Raw genomic sequence first — 22,078 nt, 5'->3', positions numbered from 1 at the left:
AAAGCCCAAGTCGGACGCGCGATGTCATGCCCTCTCCTAGATCACTGACGAAGAAACGGTAGGGATACAGCGGCGCGCCTAGTACGCCCGCCCCCGCATCCGCCGCCACCACACCAACCCGGCCCCGACCAGAACCACCCCGACAGCCCCCGCCCCCGCGGAAGCCGCCATCAGCGTGGAGTCGTCCGCCAAACCCCCGGAGGACACCGCGTCGCCGAGCTGATTGCGCACGTCGTTCCCCCCGGCCGTCCCCTCCGCCAGCGGCCCCCGGGACCCCTCCGTCGGCAACGCGACATACGGGAACGCCTTCTCGAACTCCTTGTCGTTCGTGTCGACCGCGTCCCCCAAGTCGTTTTCGGAGCCCACCAGTTCACCCTCGACGACCTGCAGCGACGCATCGATCACGTCATCCGTCAGCCGCCGCCCGTTGGGGAACCCGGCGTTGTCCCCGTCCAGCACACCCAGCCGCTTCGGCTCGGCGGCCGGCTCGATGGAGGTGTTCAGCCGCAGCTCCTCCGCGGGACGCACGTGCGGCGGCTGGTTGAGTCCCTTCACGCCCGTCAGGAACACCTCCACGAGGTCGTTCCGCGGCTCGGCCGGTGCGGGGATCCTGTAGATCCCCTCGATCAGCTTCGGCAGCTCCGGCTCGGTCACGTTCCTCAGGAACCGCCCGTCGTCCCAGGGCGCGCTCGCGTTGAACTTGTCCTTGTCCTTGATCGGATTGACGACCTCGTTCACCAGCGGCATGCCCAGCCGGGACACCTGGGTGAAGTGCCCCCGCGCGTTCTTCCGCTGGGTCGTCGACCAGATCCCCACGATCGGCTGCTCCGCCGACTCCGTGATCAGGTGCGTCGGCACCTGGAGGGCTATGGAGTTGACGTTGTACCCCTTGAGCGTGTCGTTGCCGACCTCGCTCAGATCTCCCCCGTACAGCAGGTCGAAGACCCGCAGGTCGAGGAAGAAGGGGTCGTCGGCCTGACCGGCGAACGACGAGGCGCCACCGGCCAGTTGATGGACGGCCTGCGACCGGAGGGTCGCGTAGTCCGGCATCGACGCCTTGCCGACGTTCGACGGCGCCACCGGCACATCGCTGGCGACCTTCGTCCGCGACACCAGGTGCTGGTTCTTCAGGCGCAGCAGGTCGATGTCGTAGGTCTGCGTGATGTTCAGGTCGGGATCGTCCAGGCTCTCGACGGGCCCGGTGTTGTACAGGAACGTCTTCTTGTTCTTCACGTGCGTCTCGAACGTGAACCGGTACAGCAGGTCGCCCTGCGCGTCGCCGTCGTTGTCGATGTGGAGGTCGTACTGCGCGTCCTCCGCGAACGTGAAGAAGTTCGGTCCGCCGGCCGGTTCCTCGAAGGGGATCCAGTTCGCGACGATCGTCGTCGTGTCCGGCTTGTCGGGGCTGACGAACGCGTACACGTCCGTGTTGTCGTACTGCGGGGTCCCCGAGATCAGCGGGGCCTCCCGGTGGCTGGAGGCGGCGGCCGCCCCCGGTTCCAGCGCGGTCACGCCGGCGGCCGCGAGCCCGCCGGCGGCCAGCGCCCCGCAGATGAGGGTCGCGGCACTCGCGCGTCCCGCGCCGCTCCTGGAGATTGGTGTCATGCCGTCCGTCCTCGGTTCAGCTTGTCTGACGCACCGGGATTCGGAGCGGGGTGCCGGGCGGATTGGTCCGCGCCGAAACTGATCCGGCGCCCCGCCGACCCGCGTTTTCGGCCCTCCGATCCGTAACCCCATCCGGAGGTGGGTGCGGTGCGAATACCTCGTGGGACGGGACGGCCGAGATGCGGTCTCGCGGGAGGGGGAGGCGAGTTGGAGGCGGACGAGCTGCTGCTGCTGGTGGCCGGCGGCGACCAGCGGGCTTTCGAGGAGCTGTACGGGATCGTGTCGGGGCCGGTGTTCGGCCTGGTGCGGCGGGTCGTGCGGGACCCGGCGCAGTCGGAGGAGGTGGCGCAGGAGGTGCTGCTGGAGACGTGGCGCTCCGCGGGACGGTTCGACCCCGGCCGGGGCAGCGCCCTGGCGTGGATCCTCACCCTCGCCCATCGCCGGGCCGTGGACCGGGTGCGCAGCGCCCGCGCGGCCGGCGAACGCGAGCAGCGCGAGGCACGGCGGTCCCATCACCCCGCCTTCGACCAGGTGTCCGAGGAGGTCGAGGCCGGCCTGGAGCGCGAATGGGTGCGCCGCTGCCTCGACCGGCTCACCGCCCTGCAACGGCAGTCCGTCACCCTCGCCTACTACGACGGCTACACCTACCGGGAGGTCGCCGAACGGCTCTCCCTGCCACTGGGCACGGTCAAGACCCGGATGCGGGACGGCCTGACCCGGCTGCGCGAGTGCCTCGGAGGTGCCGCATGAGCCTCTTCGGCCGTGAGCGCCTCCACTCCCTCGCCGCCCCCTACGCCCTCGACGCCCTGGAACGGGGGGAGCGCGTGCGCTTCGAGAAGCATCTGACCAAGTGCGCGCGCTGCGCCGCCGAGGTACGGACCCTGTCCGAGGACGCGGTACGGCTGGCCTGGCCGACGTCCGCGCCGCCGCCGGCCGCGCTGCGCGAACGGGTCCTGGCCGCCGTACGGACGACCGCTCAGGAGCCCGTGCGGGCGCGGGAGCCGCAGTTGCCGCCGCAGGTGTGGGGGACACGGCCGCCGCCGGGCCGGGTGCGGGAGCGGCGGCCGCTGTTCGTGCCCTTCGCCACCGCCACGGCCGCCGCTGCCCTCGTCGTCGCCTCCCTGTTCGCCGTGCAGGCGAACCGGCAGCAGGAGCAGCTGGACGCCGAGCGGGCGCGGGCGCGTGAGATCGCCCACGTTCTCGCCGCCCCCGACGCGCGCGCGAGCACCGGGCGGGACGCCGAGGGCCGGAGCATCGGGGTGATCGCTTCCGTGTCGGAGGGGCGCGCGGTCGTCACCCTCGGCGGCTACGACGACCTTCCGGGCGACCGGGTGCGCCAACTGTGGCTCATGCGCCCGGGCGCGCAACCGCGCTCCCTCGGGCTCTTCGACGGCGACACGCCCTTGGTCGCGTCCGGCCTCGACACCTCCGCCACGTCACTGGCTGTGACCGTCGAGCCGGACGGGGGATCGCTACAGCCCACTGCTCAGCCGGTTGTCCAACTCGCCCTGAAATCGGTTGGATTCGGAGAGTAATCACGGAAGAGTCGTCAACACCCTTACGGGGAAGGTGAATCCTGTGACCGCGATACACGAGTGCCCCGAGGGGGCGATAGGGTTACCCTGCCCGGGCCGGGTGGACTCGTACGGGTGGGGAGTGACATGGAACAGATAACAGTGCGCAGCAGGGCCAGGGTCCCTGCGATCACCTGCGGGAGCAGCGCGACCAGTTCGCGCCTCGACCGCCATCTCTCGGTGCTGGCAGGCCCTGCCGTACCGCAGCGGGAGACGGCCGAGGCGACCTCACTGATGCGTGAGCTGACCGCCCGTGCGCCCGTGCGTCAGCAGAGCGACCGGGGGGCGCGCGTCCGTCGCGTCTCGCTCTTCGCGCCGCTGCGCCGACTGCGCCGCTCGCTGTTCGGCGGCCACTAGGCGTTCGCGCCCCGCGCTCAGGCGGCCACACCGTCCCGGCGCAGCGCTGCGATCTCGTCGTCCGTCATTCCCACGGCGCGCAGCAGCTCCTCGGTGTGCTCCCCGAGCGCGGGCACGTCCCCCATGCGTGCCGCGTCCCCGCCCGGCAGCGTGATGGGCGGCAGCAGCGCCCGGAGCGGTCCCACCGGCGATCCCACCTCCCGCCACCGCTCCCGGGCCGCCAGCTGCGGATGGTCCGCCACCTCGTGCAGATCCCTCAACCGCGCACACGCCAGACCCGCCCCCTCCAGGCGCGCCAGCGCCTCGTCCGTGCCGAGCGCGCCCAGCGCCTGCCCGACCAGCTCGTCCGTGCGCTCCCGGTGCGCCACCCGCGCCGCGTTCGTGGCGAAGGCCGGGTCGGTTGCCAACTCCGGGCGCTGGAGCACCTGTTCGGCCAGCCGCCGCCACTCCCGGTCGTTCTGCACCGACAGCAGCACCCGGCCCCCGTCCGCCGTCGGATAGGCGTCGTAGGGCGCGATGACGGCGTGCGCGAGGCCGGTGCGCGCCGGTGCCGTGCCGCCGTGCAGCGCGTGGTGCAGCGGATGTCCCATCCACTCCGCCAGCGACTCCAGCATCGACACCTCCACCGGGCCGCCCCGCCCGGTCACGCCCCTGCGCACCAGCGCCGCGAGCACCCCGGAGAAGGCGTACATGGCCGCCGCGATGTCCGCCGCCGGGATCCCCGCCTTCACCGGCTGCCCCGGCGTCCCGGTCACCGACACCAGGCCCGCCTCGCACTGCACGAGCATGTCGTAGGCCCGCTTGTCCGCGTACGGGCCGCCGGCGCCGTACCCCGAGATGTCCACGGCGATCAGCCGCGGATGCGCGGCGCACAGCGTGGCCGCGTCCAGGCCGAGCCGGGCGGCGGCGCCCTGGGCGAGGTTCTGCACGAAGACGTCCGCGTCGCGCACGAGGCGCCGTACGACGTCCAGGCCGCGGGGGTCCTTCAGGTCCACGGCGAGGGACTCCTTGCCGCGGTTGCACCACACGAAGTGCGAGGCGAGCCCGCGGGCCGCGGTGTCGTAGCCGCGCGCGAAGTCGCCGCCGTCGATCCGCTCGACCTTGATCACCCGAGCGCCGAGATCGGCGAGCTGCCGGGTGGCGAAGGGGGCCGAGACGGCCTGTTCGACGGCGACGACGGTGATCCCGGCGAGGGGCAGCGGCTGCGATTCCATGCGGGCGATCATGCCCGGTGGGGGCTGGCCGGCGCCATGGGCCGCTAGATCAGCGCGAGCTGCCCCTCGGGGCCCTCTTCGGGGCCGTCCAGCACCGAGGCCGGGCGGCGTGCTGCGTCCGGCACCGGGAGCACGCCCGCCTCGCGCAGCTCGGTCGCGGTGATCCGGGACGTCAACTCCTCCTCGAAAGGCCGGAGTTCGGCCCGCAGCGCGAGGATGGTGATCAGCTCCAGCAGCTCCGACGTCCACACTTGCGGCCAGGCCGGGGGGCGGATCGCCGCCAGGGTGCCCGGCTGCGCCGGCTCGGCCGTACGGACCGTGAACCACCGCTCCAGCACACGGACGCCGTCCGCCTCGAAGTCCCAGGCCTCCGGCGGCACCGGGGAGATGCGGCCCTCGTCCAGGTGCAGGGTCTCCTCCTCGCGGTCGTAGCGGAGGGTCAGCGGGCGGGAGGGCAGCGGGGCGCGGACGTACGGGCGGCGGCCGCCGGGGAGTCTGGGGCGGTCGCCGTCGCGGCGCATCAGCCACAGGAGGCGGTGGCCCGACTCCACGCCCCGCGCCCAGAGCCCGGGATCCTCGGGGAGGGGGACCGTGAGATCCGGGCGGGCCGCCGTGAGGGTCCAGGCCAGGACGTCGGCCGGGGTCGGGGACAGGCCCAGGCGGGTCGCCAGGTGGTCCAGCAGGCCCGGGGCCAGGTTGGGTTCCGTGCCGCCGGGGCGGCGGTAGAGGGGGCGGATCCGGCCCGGGCGCAGTAGGGGGAGCAGGGCGGTGGCGAGGAGCCGGCCGGGGGTCTCGACCAGGAACGTCTGGTGGTCGTCCGCCACCCGCCACAACTCCGGCCGGGCCGCGTCGATCAGCCGGTGGTCCGGGATCAGCCACTGCTCGTCGAAGGGCGCGCACAGCACCCGCACCGGCTCCGGGCACGGCCCCGAGGCGCGGAGCAGTCTCTCCGTACCGCCCGGGTGGCCCGGCAGTTGGCCCACCGCCGAGTGCAGGGTGCGGGAGCGGGTCGGTTCCAGCAGCGCTTCCCGGTCGGGGCCCTCGGCCTTGACGAAGGCGTCCCAGCGGGCCTTCAGACAGGCCGCGTCGGGGCCCGTCGGCCACCCCCGCCCCAGCCGAAGCGGTGCGACGGACCACGGCATGAGGTCCGCCAGCGGCGGCGCGTCGTCGTGCGTCACGCTGGGCATCGTACGACGTGGCCGACTACGTCGCGTCGAGGGTCACCGTGAACGAGAAACGGTCACCCCGGTAATTGATGACCGCCACATCCAGCACCCGGCCGTCCGAATCGTACGTAACGCCCGTGTAGTGCAAGATCGGGCTCAGCAGCGGCACTTCCAGCAGCCGGGCCGTCTCCGGCTCCGCCAGCCGCGCCTCCACCGTGTCCGTGATACGGCTGATGTCCGCCCCGACGACATCCCGCAGCACCTTCGTCATCGGCCAGCGCGCCAGGTCCGCCGGATCGATACGGGCGGCGAGTTCGGGACGGACGTAATTGCGGGCGTGATTGGTCGGCTCGCCCGTCTTCTCGTCGCTGCGCAGCCGGTGGTACGTCCCCACCTCGCCCGGATCCGGGAAGTACTCGGCGAGTTCGGCGGGGACCGGCCCCTTGCCGTGGTCCAGCATCCGGGTCGTCATCCCCGACTGCTGGGCCACGATCGCGTCCACCGACCCCAGCAGCCGCACCGGCGCGCCCCGCTGCACATGCGGCTCGATGAACGTGCCCCGGCGCCGGTGCCGGGAGATCAGCCCCTCGTCCTCCAGCTCCTTCAGCGCCTGCCGCATGGTCAGCACGCTCACGCCGTAGTGCCCCGCCAACTGCTCCTCCGTGGGCAGGCGCAGCGGGTCCTGGGGCCGGCGGCCGAGGATCGAGGCGCGCAGCGACTGCGACACCTGGTACCACAGCGGCAGCTTGCGGTTGAGGACGATGGAGTCCGGGGCGAAGGAGGTCACGTGGCCATCCGTACCGGCATGAGTTGATCAGTGCAAGGGGCGGAAGTGGCGTTCGAGACCCTGCCACACGTCGTCGTAGCGCCGCTGCAGGTGCTCCGCCTCCGCCGCCTGCCCGGTCAGGGTCACCGGCCACCGCGTCTCGAACATGAACGCGAGCCCGTCGTCGATCTTCTGCGGCGTCAGCTCGGCGGCGCTCGCGCGGTCGAAGGTCTCCCGGTCCGGGCCGTGCGCCGACATCATGTTGTGCAGCGAGCCCCCGCCCGGCACGAAGCCCTCCGCCTTGGCGTCGTAGGCGCCCTCGATCAGGCCCATGTACTCGCTCATCACGTTCCGGTGGAAGTACGGCGGCCGGAAGGTGTCCTCGCCCACCAGCCAGCGCGGCGCGAACACGACGAAGTCGACGCCCGCGAGACCGGGGGTGTCACTCGGCGACGTCAGCACCGTGAAGATCGACGGGTCCGGGTGGTCGTACGAGATCGTCCCGATGACGTTGAAGCGGCGCAGGTCGTACACATAGGGCACGTGGTTGCCGTGCCAGGCGACCACGTCGAGCGGGGAGTGGTCGTACGTCGCCCTCCAGAGGTTGCCGCAGAACTTGTTCACGACCTCCACCGGGCCCTCGACGTCCTCGTACGCGGCGACGGGCGCCCGGAAGTCGCGGGCGTTGGCGAGGCCGTTGGCGCCGATCGGGCCGAGGTCGGGGAGCTGGAAGGGGGCGCCGTAGTTCTCGCAGACGTAGCCGCGCGCGGTGCCGTCCAGCAGCTCGACCCGGAAGCGCACCCCGCGCGGGAGCAGCGCCACCTGCCCCGGCTCGGCGTGCAGCAGCCCGAACTCGGTGCGCAGCAGCAGCCCGCCGCGCTCCGGGACGATCAGCAGCTCGCCGTCGGAGTCGCTGAGGACGCGGTCCATCGAGGCGTTGGCGCTGTAGAGGTGCACGGCCATGCCGGTGCGCTGGGTCGCGTCGCCGTTGCCGCCGAGGGTCCACAGGCCGGCCAGGAAGTCGGTCCCGGGCGCGGGCTCCGGCAGCGGGTTCCAGCGCAGCCGGTTCGGGTCGGGCACCGACTCCGTGAAGGGCGCGGTGCGCACCGGGCCGTTGTCCATGCGCGTGAACGCCGGGTGGGCCGCCGACGGGCGGATCCGGTACAGCCACGAGCGGCGGTTGTGGGCCCGCGGCTCGGTGAACGCCGAACCGCTCAGCTGCTCCGCGTACAGCCCGAGCGGCGCGCGCTGCGGTGAGTTGCGGCCCTCGGGCAGGGTGCCGGGCACCGCCTCGGAGGTGTGTTCATTGCCGAATCCCTGGAGATACGACAGCCCCTCCGCGGTCTTCCGCGCGTCCCCGCTCATGATCGCTCCCTTGCCCTGAGTAATCCTATGCATCACCGTAGGATTGTGGCTCCGCGGACGCAAGAGGGGGACGGGTGGTCCCCGGGTTCTCCTCATCAGGGACGACCGGAACCAGACCTCAGGGGGATCCGAGTCGTCGGACCGGTGTTCTACGCTCCGGGCATGTCGTGGACGCGGGCGCTGCTCGCCGCGCTCGCGGTCTGTGTCCTGCTGCTGACCGGATCCGTGGGCTGCGGCTCCAGTGGCACACAGGAACAGAAGAACGGCGAGTCGCCCTCGCCGGTCGGTGAGCTGCTCGACGACGCCGACGAGGAGGGCCGGCTCTACCGCGAGGTGGACGGGGACCAGGCGCCCGAGGTCGGCGTCGAGGTGCAGCCCAACTCCGACGAGAGCTGGGACGTACGGCTGACCGTCCGCGGCTTCCGCTTCTCGCCCGCCGGTGCCAAGGAGGTGCCGGTGGCCGGGCGGGGCCTGGCGCACCTCTATCTCGACGGCCGCCTGATCGCCAAGGTGCGCACCCCCGAGTACCGCCTGCCGGCCCACCTCGTCCCGCGCGGCACGCACCACGTCACCGCCCGGCTCTACGCGGACGACGGCACGGTGTGGGCGGTGGACGGGGAGCCGATCGAGAGTACGGCCGACATCACGGCCTCCGGAGCGGAGCCGCGACTGAGTGCAGGGGCCACCGGGGTCCGTACAGGAGGGCAAGGTTCACCGGACCGAGCCGGAAAGGCATCATGAAGCCCGTGCCCCACGCGACCTCGCTCCGCCGCGCGCCCGTCCAGCGACGCAGTGCCGAACGGCTCACCAGGATCCTCGACGCCTGCGCCGGCCTCCTCGACGAGGTCGGCTACGACGGCCTGAGCACCCGCGCGGTCGCCCAGCGCGCCGGCGTCCCCATCGGCTCGGTCTACCGCTTCTTCGGCAACAAGCGCCAGATGGCCGACGCCCTCGCCCAGCGCAACCTCGACCGCTACGCCGACCGCGTCACCGAGCGGCTGGCGGCCTGCGCCGTCCGCGACTGGCGGGCGGCCATGGATGTCGTACTCGACGAGTACCTGCTGATGAAGCGCACCGCCCCCGGCTTCGCCCTGGTCGACTTCGGCAACCAGATACCGGTCGGCGCCCGCCGGGCGGAACCCAATCACCGAGTCGCCGACCGCCTCACCGACCTGCTGTCCGGCTACCTCGACCGCACCCCCGACGAGGACCTGCGCCGCGTCTTCCTGGTCGCCGTGGAAACGGCCGACACCTTGGTCCACCTCGCCTTCCGGGTCGCCCCCGAGGGGGACGAACGGATCATCGGCGAGGCGAGGGAGCTGCTGCGGGCGTATCTGGCGAGGGTTCTGGACTGATCGGGGGGCGTGCCGTTGCTGGGGCTTCCCTGAGCTTCACTGGGCGGGGTCTGCTCGACCGACCGCCACCACCCCCTCCCCAGCATCCCTACCGGTCGGTATGCTCGCTCTCACGTCCGCGCGCCGCCGTCGCCGCCCCAGGAGGACCCGTGTCCCGCACCGCTCTGCGCATCTGTCCGCTGTGCGAGGCCACCTGTGGCCTGACGCTCACCGTCGAGGGGAGCCGGGTCACCGGGGCCCGGGGGGACCGGGACGATGTGTTCAGCCAGGGGTTCATCTGCCCGAAGGGGGCCTCCTTCGGGGCCGTCGACGGGGATCCGGACCGCCTCACCGGGCCCCTCGTGCGCAAGGACGGCGTCCTGCGCGAGGCCACCTGGGAGGAAGCCTTCGACGCCGTCGCCGCGGGGATCCGGTCTGTCGTCGAGCGGTACGGGCCGCACTCCGTCGGGATCGTCCTCGGCAACCCCAACGTCCACACCATGGCCGGCGCCCTCTACCCGCCCCTCCTGATCGGCGCCCTCGGCACCCACAGCCTGTTCACCGCGTCCACCGTCGACCAGATGCCCAAGCACGTGTCGAGCGGCCTGCTCTTCGGCGACGCCAACGCCATCCCCGTGCCCGACCTCGACCGCACCGACCACCTCCTCCTGATCGGCGCCAACCCCCTGGAGTCCAACGGGAGTCTGTGCACCGCCCCCGACTTCCCCGGCCGGCTCAAGGCCCTCAAGGCCCGCGGCGGCACCCTCACCGTCATCGACCCGCGCCGCACCCGTACCGCCAGGCTCGCCGACCGGCACATCGCCGTCCGCCCCGGCACCGACGCGCTGCTCCTCGCCGCCATGGCGTCCGTGCTGTTCGAGGAAGGGCTCGTGCGCACCGGGGAGTTGACTGCTCATCTGGACGGGCTCGACGAACTGCAGGAGGCGCTACGGGACTTCACCCCCGACGCCGTCGCGGGCGCCTGTGACGTCGACGCCGGCACGATCCGCACGCTCGCCCGCGAAATCGCCGCCGCGCCGACCGCCGCCGTCTACGGCCGCATCGGCAGCTGCACGGTCGCCCACGGCACCCTGGCCAGCTGGCTCGTGGACGTCCTCAACATCCTCACCGGCAACCTCGACCGGCCCGGCGGCGCCCTCTTCCCCCAGGCGGCCACCGACCGCACGCCCCGCCCCGCCGGTCCCGGCCACGGCTTCCAGCTCGCCCGCTGGCACTCCCGGGTGAGCCAGTACCCGGAGGCCAAGGGGGAGTTGCCGATCTCCGCCCTCGCCGAGGAGATCGACACCCCGACCGAGCAGGGCGAGCCCGTCCGGGCGCTCGTCGCCATCGCCGCCAACCCGGTGCTCTCCACCCCCGACGGCGACCGGCTCGACAAGGCGCTGGACTCCCTGGATTTCATGGTCAGCGTCGACCCGTACCTCAACGAGACCTCGCGCCACGCCACGGTCGTGCTGCCGCCGCCCCCGCCCTCCCAGAGCCCGCACCACGACTTCGCCTTCAACACCCTCGCCGTGCGCAACCAGGTCCGCTACACCCGGGCCGCCGTCCCGCTGGAGCCCGGCCGCATGGCCGAGACGGAGATCATGGCCCGGCTGGTGCTCGCCGCGAGCGGGATGCACGGCGCCGATCCGGCCGCCGTCGACCAGCTGGTCATCGACCAGACGCTCGGCAAGGCGGTCAAGGAGCCGCACTCGCCGGTCCACGGCCGCGATCCGCGCGAGCTGCAGACCCGGCTCAGCGGCGGCACGGGGCCCGAGCGACGGCTCGACATGATGCTCCGCCTCGGCCCCTACGGCGACGGCTTCGGCGCCCGGCCCGACGGGCTGAGCCTGGACAAGCTGCTGGCGCATCCGCACGGCATCGACCTCGGCCCGCTCCGGCCCCGGCTGCCGCAGCGGCTGAAGACCAGGAGCGGGAAGGTCGAGCTGCTGCCCCGGCCGATCGCCGACGACCTGCCCCGGCTCCGGCAGGCCCTGCGGCGCCGCCCCGACGACGGCCTCGTCCTCGTCGGCCGCCGCCATCTGCGCTCCAACAACAGCTGGATGCACAACGTGCCCGCCCTCACCGGCGGCAGCAACCGCTGCACCCTGCACATCCACCCCGACGACGCCGAACGGCTCGGCGTGCGGGACGGGGCGGCCGTACGGCTGAAGGGGGCCGGGGGAGAGGTCACCGCGCCCGCCGAGGTCACCGAGGCCGTGCGTCCCGGCGTGGTCAGCCTGCCGCACGGGTGGGGGCACGACCGGCCCGGGACCCGGCTGAGCCATGCGCACAAGGAGCCCGGAGCCAACGTCAACCAGCTCCTCGACGGCAGCCTGCTCGATCCGCTGTCGGGCAACGCCGTCCTCAACGGATTCCCCGTCCAGCTCACCCCGGTGACCTGAGCAAAGCCCTGACCTGGAGTTTTGCGCTTATTGCTCGCACGTCAACGTCTTGTTAACGCGGTTTGCAGAGACCTAACGTCGTCGCACCGCCGGCCCTGGTGGGATGTTCAAGGGCGAACGTTAGGTATCCATTTCATGCTGACCATCCTCGGCTTCGCCATGATCGCGACCTTCCTGGTCCTGATCATGATGAAGAAGATGTCGCCGATCGCGGCGCTCGTGCTGATCCCGGCACTGTTCTGCGTCTTCGTCGGGAAGGGCGCCCACCTCGGTGACTACGTCATCGACGGCGTCACCAGCCTCGCCCCCACCGCGGCGATGCTCATGTTCGCGATCGTCTACTTCGGGGTGATGATCGACGTCGGCCTCTTCGACCCGATCGTGCGCGGGATCCTGAAGTTCGCGAAGGCCGACCCGATGCGGATCGTCGTCGGTACGGCCGTCCTCGCGGCGATCGTCTCCCTCGACGGCGACGGCTCGACCACCTTCATGATCACGGTCTCGGCGATGTACCCGCTCTACAAGCGCCTGAAGATGAGCCTGGTGGTGCTGACCGGTGTCGCCGCCATGGCCAACGGCGTGATGAACACCCTGCCCTGGGGCGGCCCCACCGCCCGCGCCGCCACCGCGCTGAAGCTGGACGCCAGCGACATCTTCGTGCCCATGATCCCGGCACTCCTGGTCGGCCTGCTCTTCGTGTTCGTCCTCTCGTACGTGCTCGGTCTGCGCGAGCGCAAGCGGCTCGGCGTGCTCACGCTGGACGAGGTGCTGGTCGAGGAGAAGGAGACCGAGACCGTGCTGGTCGGCGCGGGTTCCGGCCAGGGCACGCTGCCCGCCGGCTCCGCCGGCTCCGGCACCGGCGCGGACACCGAGGACGACGGCTTCCAGGGCCTCGACCCGAACCGGGCCACCCTTCGCCCGAGGCTCTACTGGTTCAACGCGCTGCTGACGGTCGTGCTCCTGACCGCCATGATCCTGGAGTGGCTGCCCATCCCGGTGCTGTTCCTGCTCGGCGCCGCGCTGGCCCTCACCGTCAACTTCCCCCGCATCCCCGACCAGCGGGCCCGGCTCGCCGCCCACGCCGACAACGTCCTCAACGTCTCCGGCATGGTCTTCGCCGCCGCCGTCTTCACCGGCGTCCTCCAGGGCACCGGCATGGTCGACAGCATGGCCACCTGGATGGTGGACGTCATCCCCGAGGGCATGGGCCCGCACATGGCCCTGGTGACCGGCCTGCTGAGCCTCCCGCTCACCTACTTCATGTCGAACGACGGCTTCTACTTCGGCGTCCTGCCGGTCCTCGCCGAGGCCGGTGCCGCGCACGGCGTCTCCCCGCTGGAGATGGCCCGCGCCTCGCTGGTCGGCCAGCCGCTGCACATGTCGAGCCCGCTCGTCCCGGCCGTGTACGTCCTGGTCGGCATGGCCAGGGTCGACTTCGGCGACCACACGAGGTTCGTGGTCAAGTGGGCCGCCGCCACCTGCCTCGTCATCCTCGGCGCGGGCATCCTCTTCGGCATCATCTGACCGACGGCCAAGGAGACTTGCACCATGGCGCCCGGTGGGAACCGCGGCTGGCTGCTCCGCCTCGTCATCGCCTTCAGCTTCGCGCAGGGGGCGGTGTCGATGGCCCGGCCCGCCGTCTCCTACCGGGCCCTGGCGCTGGGCGCCGACGAGCGGGCCGTCGGCGTCATCGCCGGGGTGTACGCGCTGCTCCCGCTGTTCGCCGCCGTCCCCCTCGGCCGCCGTACCGACCACGGCCGCTGCGCGCCCCTGCTGCCGGCCGGCGTGGCCCTGATCGCGGGCGGCTGCGCGCTGAGCGGACTGGCCGACTCGCTGGGGACGATGGCCCTGTGGAGCGGGGTGATGGGCCTCGGCCACCTCTCCTTCGTGATCGGCGCCCAGTCCCTGGTCGCCCGCCAGTCCGCCCCGCACGAACAGGACCGCAACTTCGGCCACTTCACCATCGGCGCCTCCCTGGGCCAGCTCGTCGGCCCGATCGCGGCGGGTGCGCTGATCGGCGGCCGGGACATGGCGGGCACCAGCGCGCTCGCGCTGCTCGTCGCGGGCGCGGGGGCGGCGGTCGCGCTCACCTCCCTGTGGCGCGTCGAGGACCGCCGTACGACGCCCAAGTCCCGTACGAGGCAGGGCGACCGGGTCCCCGTCCACCGCATCCTGCGCAGCCGGGGCGTGCCCGCCGGCATCCTGATCAGCCTCTCGGTGCTGTCCGCGACCGACGTCCTCACCGCCTACCTCCCGGTGGTCGGCGAACACCGGGGCATCGCCCCCTCGGTGATCGGGCTGCTGCTGAGCCTGCGCGCCGCGGCCACCATCGCCTGCCGGCTGGTGCTGACGCCGCTGCTCCGGCTGCTGGGGCGCGCCGCCCTGCTGACGGTCACCTGTCTGCTGGCGGCCGTCCTGTGCGCCGGTGTCGCGCTGCCGGTGCCGGTGTGGGCGCTGGCCCTGATCCTCACCGCGCTCGGGTTCTGCCTCGGTGTCGGCCAGCCGCTGTCCATGACGACGGTCGTCCAGGCGGCCCCCGACGGCGCCCGCTCCACCGCCCTCGCCCTGCGGCTCACCGGCAACCGCCTCGGCCAGGTCGCCGCGCCCGCCACGGCGGGCCTGGTCGCGGGCGTCGCCGGAGTGGCGGCGCCGTTCGTGATGCTGGGCGCGCTGCTGCTGGCGTCGGCGGGGGTTGCCGCGCGGTCGCCGGGGGCCGGGGAGGGTGAGCGGGGGGAGGGCGAGGGCGACGGCGGAGAGGGTGCCTCGCGCCGCCGGTCCCGGGCGGCTGTGAGCCGTAAGAGGGATGACTGACGGGTCGTAGGGCGCGGCTTCGTCCCTTGGTGCGCGAGATGTGACAAAGAGTCAGGTAAAGCGCGACTTGTACGACAATCATCTGACTCGGAGGACTTCGCATGCCCACCACGTCTCTGCCACGCCGCGCCGGAGCGCGCGCCGCCGCCCTCGCGGCCCTGACCCTCGCCGGGACGGCCGTAGGGGCCCCCGCCGCCCTTGCCCAGCCTGACAACGGGGATGTCAAGATCCACAAGGTGGGCACCCCCTTCGACGACCAGCGCAACGAGCCCCAGGTCTGCGACTTCTACCTCGCCGCGTTCAACTTCGACCCCGGTGAGGTGGTCACCTGGACCATCAAGACCCAGCCGCTGATTCCGGGCGGCGCCGAGCTGCCCAACGCGTCTTACCCCGACAACACCGTCACCATCGAGCAGAACCGCAGCGCGCAGACCATCCCGCTCGCTCTGCCCAACGGGCAGTACAAGCTCACCTGGAAGACCAACCTCGGTCACGGCGCGGGCAAGCACAAGGTGTTCAAGGTCAACTGCCCGGTGTCCAAGCCCACGGCGCCCCCCGTGCCGAACGGCGGTCCGCCGGCCGGTGGCGGCGGCATGGCGCGCGACGATGCCTTCGCTCCGGTCGCCGGCGCCGCCGCCGTGGGCCTGGCCGCGGTGAGCGGGGTGGTGTGGTTCCGACTCCGTCGCCGCCCGCATGGAGCGTAAGCGCTCCGCTGGGAGAGCCGGGGGCCGGGCCGGGGGTAGGAATGCCGGGGTCGGGGGTTCTGGGGCCGGGGGTGGCGGTGGTGGGGGTAGGGGTGCCGGTACTGGGGCCAGGGGTGCCGGTGCCGGGGGTGGCGGTGGTGGGGGTAGGGGTGCCGGTACTGGGGCCAGGGGTGCCGGTGCCGCGGGTGCCGGGGCCGGTGCTAGCGGTGCCGGTCCTGGGGTCGGGGGTGCTGGGGCCAGGGGTGGCGGTGCCGGGGCTAGGAGTGGCGGTACCGGGGCCGGGAGAGCCGGGGCTGGGGAAGGGAGAGTCGGGGTCAGGGGTGCCAGTACGGGGGCCGGGCGTGCTGGGGCCAGGGGTGCCGGTACCGGGGCCGGGGGTGCCGGGGCCGGTGGGCGGTCGGGTGCGGCGAGGCCGTCGCGGCCGGCCGCACCCCACCGCGGAGCGGCACGCCGACGCGGCCCCGCGCCCCTCGCGGGCGCCGGGCCGCAGGCCACCACGCCGCGTCCGCCGGGACGCGGGCGCAGGCCCTGGTTCCGGACGCGCGCCTACCGCCTGACGAGAACGGTCGCGGTGGCCGTCTCGCTGATGGCGGGCGTCGTCTGGTGGGGCCAGGGCGAGGAGCCCGGCGGGACGCTGGCGGGCGGCACGGCCGAGGCCGCCCGCCCGGGTTCCTTGCCGGGCTCCGGCGCGGCGCTGGTATCCGGTTCGTCGGCGGTCTCCGGTTCGTCGTCGGGCTCCAACTCGTGGTCGGGCTCTGGTGCGCACCCGGATTCTGGTACGCAGTCGGGTTCTGGTTCGTCGTCGGGCCTCGGTGCGCAGTCGGGTGCCGGTGCGGGACCGGGCTCCGGTGTGCAGTTGGGTGCCGGTGTGGCGCCGAGTTCTGGTGTGCAGTCGGGTGCCGGTGTGGCGTCAGGGGCTGGTGCGGCACCGGGCTCTGGTGCGTCGCCGGTCTCCGAGGTGGCACCGGGCGCCGGGGATCGGACCGGCGCGCGGGGTGCACCGCAGCAGCGTCCCCAGGGGACCGGTCAGCAGGGGACGCCCCTGCAGCACCCGCTGGGGACCGACCCCAACGGGGTGGCGCGGCGCCCGGAGGGGACTCACGGGGCCGGGGCAGGCGCGCGGCAGCCGGAGGGAGCCGACCCGCGTGGGGCGGCCCACCCCCCGGCAGGGGCCGACCCGCGTGGGACGACCCCTCGGCACCCGGCGGGAAGCGACCCGCGTGGGGCAGCACTGCACCCGGCAGGGGCCAACCCGCGTGGCACAGGCGGCCCTCCGGCAGGGGCCAACCCGCGCGGGGCAGCACCGCACCCGTCAGGAGCCAACCCGCGTGACACAGCCCGCCCCCCGGTAGGGGCCGACCCCCGCAACACCGCCCGCCCCCCGGCAGGATCCAACCCGCCTGACACCGCCCGCCCCCCAGCCGGGGCCACCCCCCGCAACACCGCCCGCCCCCCGGCAGGGGCCGGCCCTCGGAGTGGGGCGTCCCGGCCGCCGGGCGAGCCGCGTCGCTCGGCCGCTCCGGAGTCACCGGGGCCCAAGGCGAAGGCCGCCCCCCGCCCCCGGCCCGCGGTCCGGCCCCTCCCGCGCTCCCGGGCGACCCGCCTGTCCATCGGTTATCTCGACATCGACGCCCCGGTCATGGATCTGCGCCTGGACCGTCAGCACCGGCTGCCCGCACCCCCCGACGACGACCCCAACCTGGTCGGCTGGTACGCCGACGGGCCGTCGCCCGGCGAGCAGGGCACCGCCGTCGCCGTGGGACATCTCGACACCGACACCGGCCCCGCCGTCTTCTCCGGACTCACCGAACTGCGCCGTGGACGCACGGTCGAGATCCGGCGCGCCGACGGACGGACCGCCGTCTACGCCGTCGACGCGATCAAGTCGTACGAGAAGGACCGGTTCCCCAGCAGCGAGGTGTACGGCGCCCGGAGCCGCCCCGAGCTGCGGCTGATCACCTGCGGCGGGAACTACGACCGCAAGACCGGCTATTCGGGCAACGTGGTCGTCTTCGCCCACCTCGTGAAGGTCCGCGAGGCCCCGGCCGCCCCCGCCCGGCGCTGAATTCGGCCGTCCGCTTTCTCACTTGCTGGACGGCCGCGTCCGATCCCGCCCATTCTCTTCCCCCGGCCGCCTACATTCCGTTAACTTCCGTGACCCACAGGCCCCGTACGACCCGCACGGGGTGTCAAGCCGCGGAGTACCAGGGCCGCCGACGTAGCCCCCGGGGGCACCCCTCATGACACGCGCCATCTCTCTGCACGACGTGAGCAAGAGTTACACCAAGGGCGTCCGCGTGGTGGACCGGCTCACGTTGGACATCGAGCCCGGCGAGTTCCTCGTCCTGCTCGGCCCCTCGGGCTGCGGCAAGTCGACGGTGCTACGAATGATCGCCGGACTCGAGGAGATCGACGAGGGCGAGCTGCGGCTCGACGGCGAATGGGCCAACGACCTGCCCCCGTCCGGCCGGGACATGGCGATGGTGTTCCAGAACTTCGCCCTCTACCCGAGCATGACCAGCCGCGACAACATCGGCTTCCCGCTGCGCATCGAGACCCCCGGCGAGGACCCCCGCCCCCGGGTGGACGCCACCGCCCGCATGCTCGGCATCGAGGACCTGCTCGACCGGCTGCCCGCCCAGCTCTCCGGCGGCGAACGCCAGCGCGTCGCCATGGGCCGGGCCATCGCCCGCCACCCCTCCGCCTTCCTGATGGACGAGCCCCTGTCCAATCTGGACGCCAAGCTCCGCAACCATCTGCGCGCCGAGATCACCAAGCTCACCCGCGAGCTGGGCGTCACCACGGTCTACGTCACCCATGACCAGGGCGAGGCCATGTCGCTCGGCGACCGGGTCGCCGTCCTGCGCGGCGGGGTGCTCCAGCAGATCGGCACCCCGCGCGAGGTCTACGCCCTGCCCCGCAATGTCTTCGTGGCCGCCTTCATCGGCATCCCCCGCATCAACCTGCTGCGCGGAGTCGTCCGCGCCCCGCTCGACGGGGCGATGACCATCAGCCTCGGCAAGCAGTTTCTGCGGCTGCCCGAACCCCTCTCCCAGGATCACCAGTTGCTCCGGGTCCAGCAGGGCCGCGAGGTCATCGTGGGACTGCGTTCGGAGTCGGTCCGGATCGCCAAGCCGGCGGAGGCCCGGCCGGGGGAGGTGCTGATCACCGGGCTGGTGGAGCATGTCGAGTTCCAGGGCCACGAGGTGCTCGTGCACTTCAACACCGGGTCCCGCCCGGCCGTCGTGCCCGAGCTGGAGGCCCCGCGACCGCTCGGAAGGGTTCGGCGGCGCAGGCGGGACGGCACCACGGTGCTGAACCGGCTCCGGGAGCGGGCGGGCGCGCTGCGGGCCGGGCCGGTGGTGGTGCTGGAGGACCCGCGGGACACCCGCCCCGAACGCCCGGCCGAGCCCGTCCCGCCCGAGGGCCGGCTGCCCGGCGACCTGATCGTCCGCACCACCCCCGACATCGACCTCCGGCACGGCATGCAGGTGCCGCTGCTCGTCGACATCGCCCACCTGTTCGTCTTCGACCAGCACGGCGAACGGATCTGCCCGGCACCGGCGCGGCTGCCGGACCTGGAGGAGTAGCGGCCGTAAGGGATGGGGCATGAACCTCCCCATGACACCCACCCCGCAGCCCGCCGCGAAGCCCACCCCGAAGCCCGCCGTGACCCGTGGCCGCGCCGTCCTGGTGACCGCCGGCCTCCTGCTCGCCGTGGCCGCCCCCACCGCGTACGCCACCCTCGACGACGGCGGGACCGCCGCCGTCCCGCAGCGGGGCGAGCCCTACGTGGAGAGCCGCCTCCTGTTCGGCACCGAACGCCCCGACGGCGGCCCGGCCGTCACCGACGAACAGTTCATGAACTTCGTCGACGAGGAGGTCACCCCCGACTTCCCGGACGGCCTCACCGTCCAGACCGGCCGCGGTCAGTGGCGGGACGCGAGCGGCACGATCGAGAAGGAGCGGTCGTACGAGCTGATCCTGCTGTATCCGGTCGAGGCGGCGCGGACCAGTGACCGCAAGATCGAGGAGATCCGCCGGGCCTACGAGAAGGAGTTCGGGCAGGAGTCGGTGGCCAGGGTGGACGACCGGGCACGGGTCGACTTCTGAGCTCCTTCGGGGCAGGGTGAGCCGTGCCACGGCGGCAGCCCTGGTGCCGTAAAACTATCGGCGCTAGTTTAGGGGCGGTTCGCTGACGCCGGTAAGGGGCGCGGGGAACTGCGCGACCGGCCCCCACGCACCCGCAGCCGCACAACGCCCGGAAGGAACCCGATGAAGGCACACGACGGCTTCTACATCGACGGAGCCTGGCACCCCGCCCCCGGCCGGGACACGATCGACGTCGTGAACCCGGCCGACGAGCAGGTCATCGGCCTCGTCCCCGCGGGAACCGCGGAGGACGTGGACACCGCCGTACGCGCCGCGCGCGGCGCACTCACGGGCTGGGCCGCCACCCCGCCCGCCGAACGCGCGGAGCGCCTCGCCGCCCTGCGGGACGTCCTCACCGCCCGCAAGGACGAGATCGCCGAGACGGTCACCGCGGAGCTCGGTTCGCCGCTCGCCTTCTCCCAGGCGGTCCACGCCTCCGTACCGATCGCGGTCGCGGGCTCGTACGCCGAGCTGGCGGCGACGTACGCCTTCGAGGAGAAGGTCGGCAACTCCACCGTCCTGCACGAGCCGATCGGCGTGGTCGGCGCGATCACCCCCTGGAACTACCCGCTCCACCAGATCGTCGCCAAGGTCGCCCCCGCGCTCGCCGCGGGCTGCACGGTCGTCCTGAAGCCCGCCGAGGACACCCCGCTGACCGCTCAGCTCTTCGCCGAGGCGGTGCACGAGGCCGGGGTGCCGGCGGGCGTCTTCAACCTGGTCACCGGCCTCGGCGGGGTCGCGGGCCAGGCCCTCGTCGAGCACCCGGGCGTCGACCTGGTCTCCTTCACCGGCTCCACGGCCGTCGGCCGGCAGATCGCCGCGACGGCCGGCGCCGCGGTCAAGAAGGTCGCCCTCGAACTCGGCGGCAAGTCCGCCAACGTCATCCTGCCGAGCGCCGACCTCGCCAAGGCGGTCAACGTCGGCGTCGCCAACGTCATGTCCAACTCCGGCCAGACGTGCAGCGCCTGGACCCGCATGCTCGTGCACACCTCCCAGTACGACGAGGCGGTGGCCCTCGCCTCCGCCGCAGCCGCGAAGTACGGCGAGCGCATCGGCCCGGTGGTGAACGCGCGGCAGCGCGAGCGGGTGTGCGGCTACATCGACCAGGGAGTCGCCGAGGGCGCCCGGGTCGTCGCGGGCGGCACCGAATCCCCCCGCGAGCAGGGCTACTTCGTCAGCCCGACGGTCTTCGCCGACGTCACCCCCGAGATGACGATCGCGCAGGAGGAGATCTTCGGGCCGGTCCTGTCGATCCTGTGCTACGAGGACGAGGACGACGCCCTGCGCATCGCCAACGGCACCGTCTACGGCCTCGCGGGCGCGGTGTGGGGCGACGAGACGGAGGCGGTGGCCTTCGCCCGCCGGATGGAGACCGGCCAGGTCGACATCAACGGCGGCCGCTTCAACCCCCTCGCCCCCTTCGGCGGTTACAAGCAGTCGGGCGTCGGCCGGGAGCTCGGCACGCACGGTCTCGCCGAGTACCTGCAGACCAAGTCCCTCCAGTTCTAGAGGAGTTCACCGCCATGGTTCGCGCCGCTGTCCTGCCCGCCGTGGGCGCTCCGCTGGAGATCGCCGAGATCGACCTGCCGGACCCGGGCCCCGGCCAGGTCCGCGTCCGGCTCACCGCCGCGGGCGTCTGCCACTCCGACCTCTCCCTGTCCAACGGCACGATGCGCCTGCCCGTCCCCGCCGTCCTCGGTCACGAGGGCGCGGGCACGGTGGTCGCGGTCGGCGAGGGCGTCACCCGGGTGGCACCGGGCGACGCGGTCGTCCTCAACTGGGCCCCCGCCTGCGGCAGTTGCCACGCCTGCGCACTGGGCGAGGTCTGGCTGTGCGCCAACGCCCTGAACGGCGCCGCCGATGTCTACGCCCACCGCGCCTCCGACGGCACCGGCCTGCACCCGGGCCTGAACGTCGCCGCGTTCGCCGAGGAGACGGTCGTCGCGGAGTCCTGCGTCCTGCCCGCCCCCGACGGTGTCCCGCTCACCGAGGCGGCCCTGCTGGGCTGCGCGGTGCTCACCGGCTACGGCGCCGTCCACCACGCCGCGCGGGTGCGCGAGGGGGAGACGGTGGCCGTGTACGGCGTCGGCGGAGTGGGCCTCGCCGCGCTCCAGTCGGCCCGGGTCGCCGGCGCCTCGCGGATCGTGGCGGTGGACGTCTCCGCGGCCAAGGAGGAACTGGCCCGTGCGGCCGGGGCCACCGAGTTCGTGATCGCCTCGGAGAACACCGCCCGCGAGATCCGGGGCCTGACCGGCAAGCAGGGGGTGGACGTGGCGATCGAGTGCGTGGGCCGCGCGTCCACCATCCGCACCGCCTGGGACTCCACCCGCCGCGGCGGCCGTACGACCGTGGTCGGCATCGGCGGCAAGGACCAGGAGGTCACCTTCAACGCCCTGGAGATCTTCCACTGGGGCCGCACCCTCTCCGGCTGCGTCTACGGCAACGCGGACCCTGCGCGGGACGTCCCGGTGCTGGCCGAACTCGTCCGCGAGGGACGCCTGGACCTGGGGATGCTGGTGACCGAACGGATCGGCCTCGAGGGCATCCCGGCGGCGTTCGACAACATGCTGGCGGGCAAGGGCGGCCGGGCGCTGGTCATGTTCTGAGCCCCGGGGGAGCGTCGGT

Annotated in this window: 20 protein-coding genes; 14 read left to right on the top strand and 6 right to left on the bottom strand. The window is 72.9% G+C overall.

The window, feature by feature from the left end; all coding sequences use genetic code 11:
- Positions 1-78 precede the first annotated feature (78 nt).
- Positions 79-1,605, bottom strand: coding sequence for a DUF4331 domain-containing protein (locus ACWD1Z_RS21660; RefSeq protein ID WP_451120856.1), 1,527 nt, complete (start codon positions 1,603-1,605; stop codon positions 79-81).
- A gap of 207 nt (positions 1,606-1,812) precedes the next feature.
- Here ACWD1Z_RS21660 and ACWD1Z_RS21655 point away from each other — a divergent pair, with 207 nt between their 5' ends.
- From ACWD1Z_RS21655 to ACWD1Z_RS21645, 3 genes are all read left to right on the top strand, one after another.
- Entirely contained in the window at positions 1,813-2,355 is a 543-nt protein-coding gene (locus ACWD1Z_RS21655) for a sigma-70 family RNA polymerase sigma factor (protein ID WP_451120854.1), read from the top strand.
- Positions 2,352-3,140, top strand: a complete 789-nt coding sequence (locus ACWD1Z_RS21650; RefSeq protein ID WP_451120852.1) for an anti-sigma factor — start codon at positions 2,352-2,354, stop codon at positions 3,138-3,140. The genes ACWD1Z_RS21655 and ACWD1Z_RS21650 overlap by 4 nt, the downstream gene beginning before the upstream one ends.
- A 126-nt stretch (positions 3,141-3,266) precedes the next feature.
- Positions 3,267-3,536 (top strand): hypothetical protein, encoded by a 270-nt coding sequence (locus ACWD1Z_RS21645; RefSeq protein ID WP_451120850.1) that lies wholly within the window; start codon positions 3,267-3,269, stop codon positions 3,534-3,536.
- Between the two features lie 17 nt (positions 3,537-3,553).
- Here the strand turns inward: ACWD1Z_RS21645 and ACWD1Z_RS21640 are convergent, their stop codons facing one another.
- Genes ACWD1Z_RS21640 through hmgA form a run of 4 tightly spaced genes read right to left on the bottom strand, consistent with a single transcriptional unit; the run spans position 3,554 to position 8,047 of the window.
- Complete coding sequence (locus tag ACWD1Z_RS21640) at positions 3,554-4,750, bottom strand: CaiB/BaiF CoA transferase family protein (RefSeq protein WP_451120848.1); 1,197 nt, start codon at positions 4,748-4,750, stop codon at positions 3,554-3,556.
- Positions 4,751-4,794: 44 nt separating this feature from the next.
- A complete protein-coding gene (locus tag ACWD1Z_RS21635; RefSeq protein WP_451120846.1) occupies positions 4,795-5,937 on the bottom strand; it encodes a type ISP restriction/modification enzyme in 1,143 nt (380 codons plus the stop codon).
- 16 nt (positions 5,938-5,953) lie between these two features.
- Entirely contained in the window at positions 5,954-6,703 is a 750-nt protein-coding gene (locus tag ACWD1Z_RS21630) for a GntR family transcriptional regulator (protein ID WP_451120844.1), read from the bottom strand.
- Positions 6,704-6,730: 27 nt separating this feature from the next.
- Positions 6,731-8,047: a homogentisate 1,2-dioxygenase gene (hmgA, locus tag ACWD1Z_RS21625; protein WP_451120842.1), complete on the bottom strand. Its 1,317-nt coding sequence runs from the start codon at positions 8,045-8,047 to the stop codon at positions 6,731-6,733.
- Between the two features lie 162 nt (positions 8,048-8,209).
- Between hmgA and ACWD1Z_RS21620 the strand changes: the two genes are divergently transcribed.
- From ACWD1Z_RS21620 to ACWD1Z_RS21595, 6 genes are all read left to right on the top strand, one after another.
- Entirely contained in the window at positions 8,210-8,788 is a 579-nt protein-coding gene (locus tag ACWD1Z_RS21620; protein WP_451120841.1) for a hypothetical protein, read from the top strand.
- Positions 8,785-9,402: a TetR family transcriptional regulator gene (locus ACWD1Z_RS21615; protein WP_451120839.1), complete on the top strand. Its 618-nt coding sequence runs from the start codon at positions 8,785-8,787 to the stop codon at positions 9,400-9,402. Before ACWD1Z_RS21620 ends, ACWD1Z_RS21615 begins: the two co-directional genes overlap by 4 nt.
- 149 nt (positions 9,403-9,551) lie before the next feature.
- Positions 9,552-11,786, top strand: coding sequence for a molybdopterin oxidoreductase family protein (locus ACWD1Z_RS21610; RefSeq protein WP_451120837.1), 2,235 nt, complete (start codon positions 9,552-9,554; stop codon positions 11,784-11,786).
- Between the two features lie 135 nt (positions 11,787-11,921).
- Positions 11,922-13,310: a CitMHS family transporter gene (locus ACWD1Z_RS21605; RefSeq protein WP_451120836.1), complete on the top strand. Its 1,389-nt coding sequence runs from the start codon at positions 11,922-11,924 to the stop codon at positions 13,308-13,310.
- A 24-nt stretch (positions 13,311-13,334) separates the two neighbouring features.
- Positions 13,335-14,597, top strand: a complete 1,263-nt coding sequence (locus tag ACWD1Z_RS21600) for an MFS transporter (protein ID WP_451120834.1) — start codon at positions 13,335-13,337, stop codon at positions 14,595-14,597.
- 101 nt (positions 14,598-14,698) lie between these two features.
- Positions 14,699-15,301: a hypothetical protein gene (locus tag ACWD1Z_RS21595; protein ID WP_451120832.1), complete on the top strand. Its 603-nt coding sequence runs from the start codon at positions 14,699-14,701 to the stop codon at positions 15,299-15,301.
- A 546-nt stretch (positions 15,302-15,847) separates the two neighbouring features.
- Here the strand turns inward: ACWD1Z_RS21595 and ACWD1Z_RS21590 are convergent.
- Positions 15,848-16,042: a hypothetical protein gene (locus tag ACWD1Z_RS21590; RefSeq protein WP_451121010.1), complete on the bottom strand. Its 195-nt coding sequence runs from the start codon at positions 16,040-16,042 to the stop codon at positions 15,848-15,850.
- 109 nt (positions 16,043-16,151) lie between these two features.
- Here ACWD1Z_RS21590 and ACWD1Z_RS21585 point away from each other — a divergent pair, with 109 nt between their 5' ends.
- The 5 genes from ACWD1Z_RS21585 to ACWD1Z_RS21565 all read left to right on the top strand — a co-directional run bounded on the left by ACWD1Z_RS21585 (position 16,152) and on the right by ACWD1Z_RS21565 (position 22,059).
- Complete coding sequence (locus tag ACWD1Z_RS21585; RefSeq protein WP_451120997.1) at positions 16,152-17,366, top strand: class F sortase; 1,215 nt, start codon at positions 16,152-16,154, stop codon at positions 17,364-17,366.
- A 175-nt stretch (positions 17,367-17,541) separates the two neighbouring features.
- A complete protein-coding gene (locus ACWD1Z_RS21580; RefSeq protein ID WP_451120830.1) occupies positions 17,542-18,891 on the top strand; it encodes an ABC transporter ATP-binding protein in 1,350 nt (449 codons plus the stop codon).
- 19 nt (positions 18,892-18,910) lie between these two features.
- Positions 18,911-19,414 carry a DUF3574 domain-containing protein gene (locus ACWD1Z_RS21575; RefSeq protein WP_451120828.1) on the top strand — a complete coding sequence of 168 codons (504 nt, stop codon included), beginning with the start codon at positions 18,911-18,913 and terminating at the stop codon, positions 19,412-19,414.
- Positions 19,415-19,576: 162 nt separating this feature from the next.
- Positions 19,577-20,962: an aldehyde dehydrogenase family protein gene (locus ACWD1Z_RS21570; protein WP_451120826.1), complete on the top strand. Its 1,386-nt coding sequence runs from the start codon at positions 19,577-19,579 to the stop codon at positions 20,960-20,962.
- A 14-nt stretch (positions 20,963-20,976) separates the two neighbouring features.
- Positions 20,977-22,059, top strand: coding sequence for a Zn-dependent alcohol dehydrogenase (locus ACWD1Z_RS21565; protein ID WP_451120824.1), 1,083 nt, complete (start codon positions 20,977-20,979; stop codon positions 22,057-22,059).
- Positions 22,060-22,078 lie beyond the last annotated feature (19 nt).

This window comes from Streptomyces sp. NPDC002784 (genome assembly GCF_053592135.1).
The sequence above is the reverse complement of the archived record's forward strand: the minus strand, read 5'-3'. Positions and strand labels throughout refer to the sequence as shown.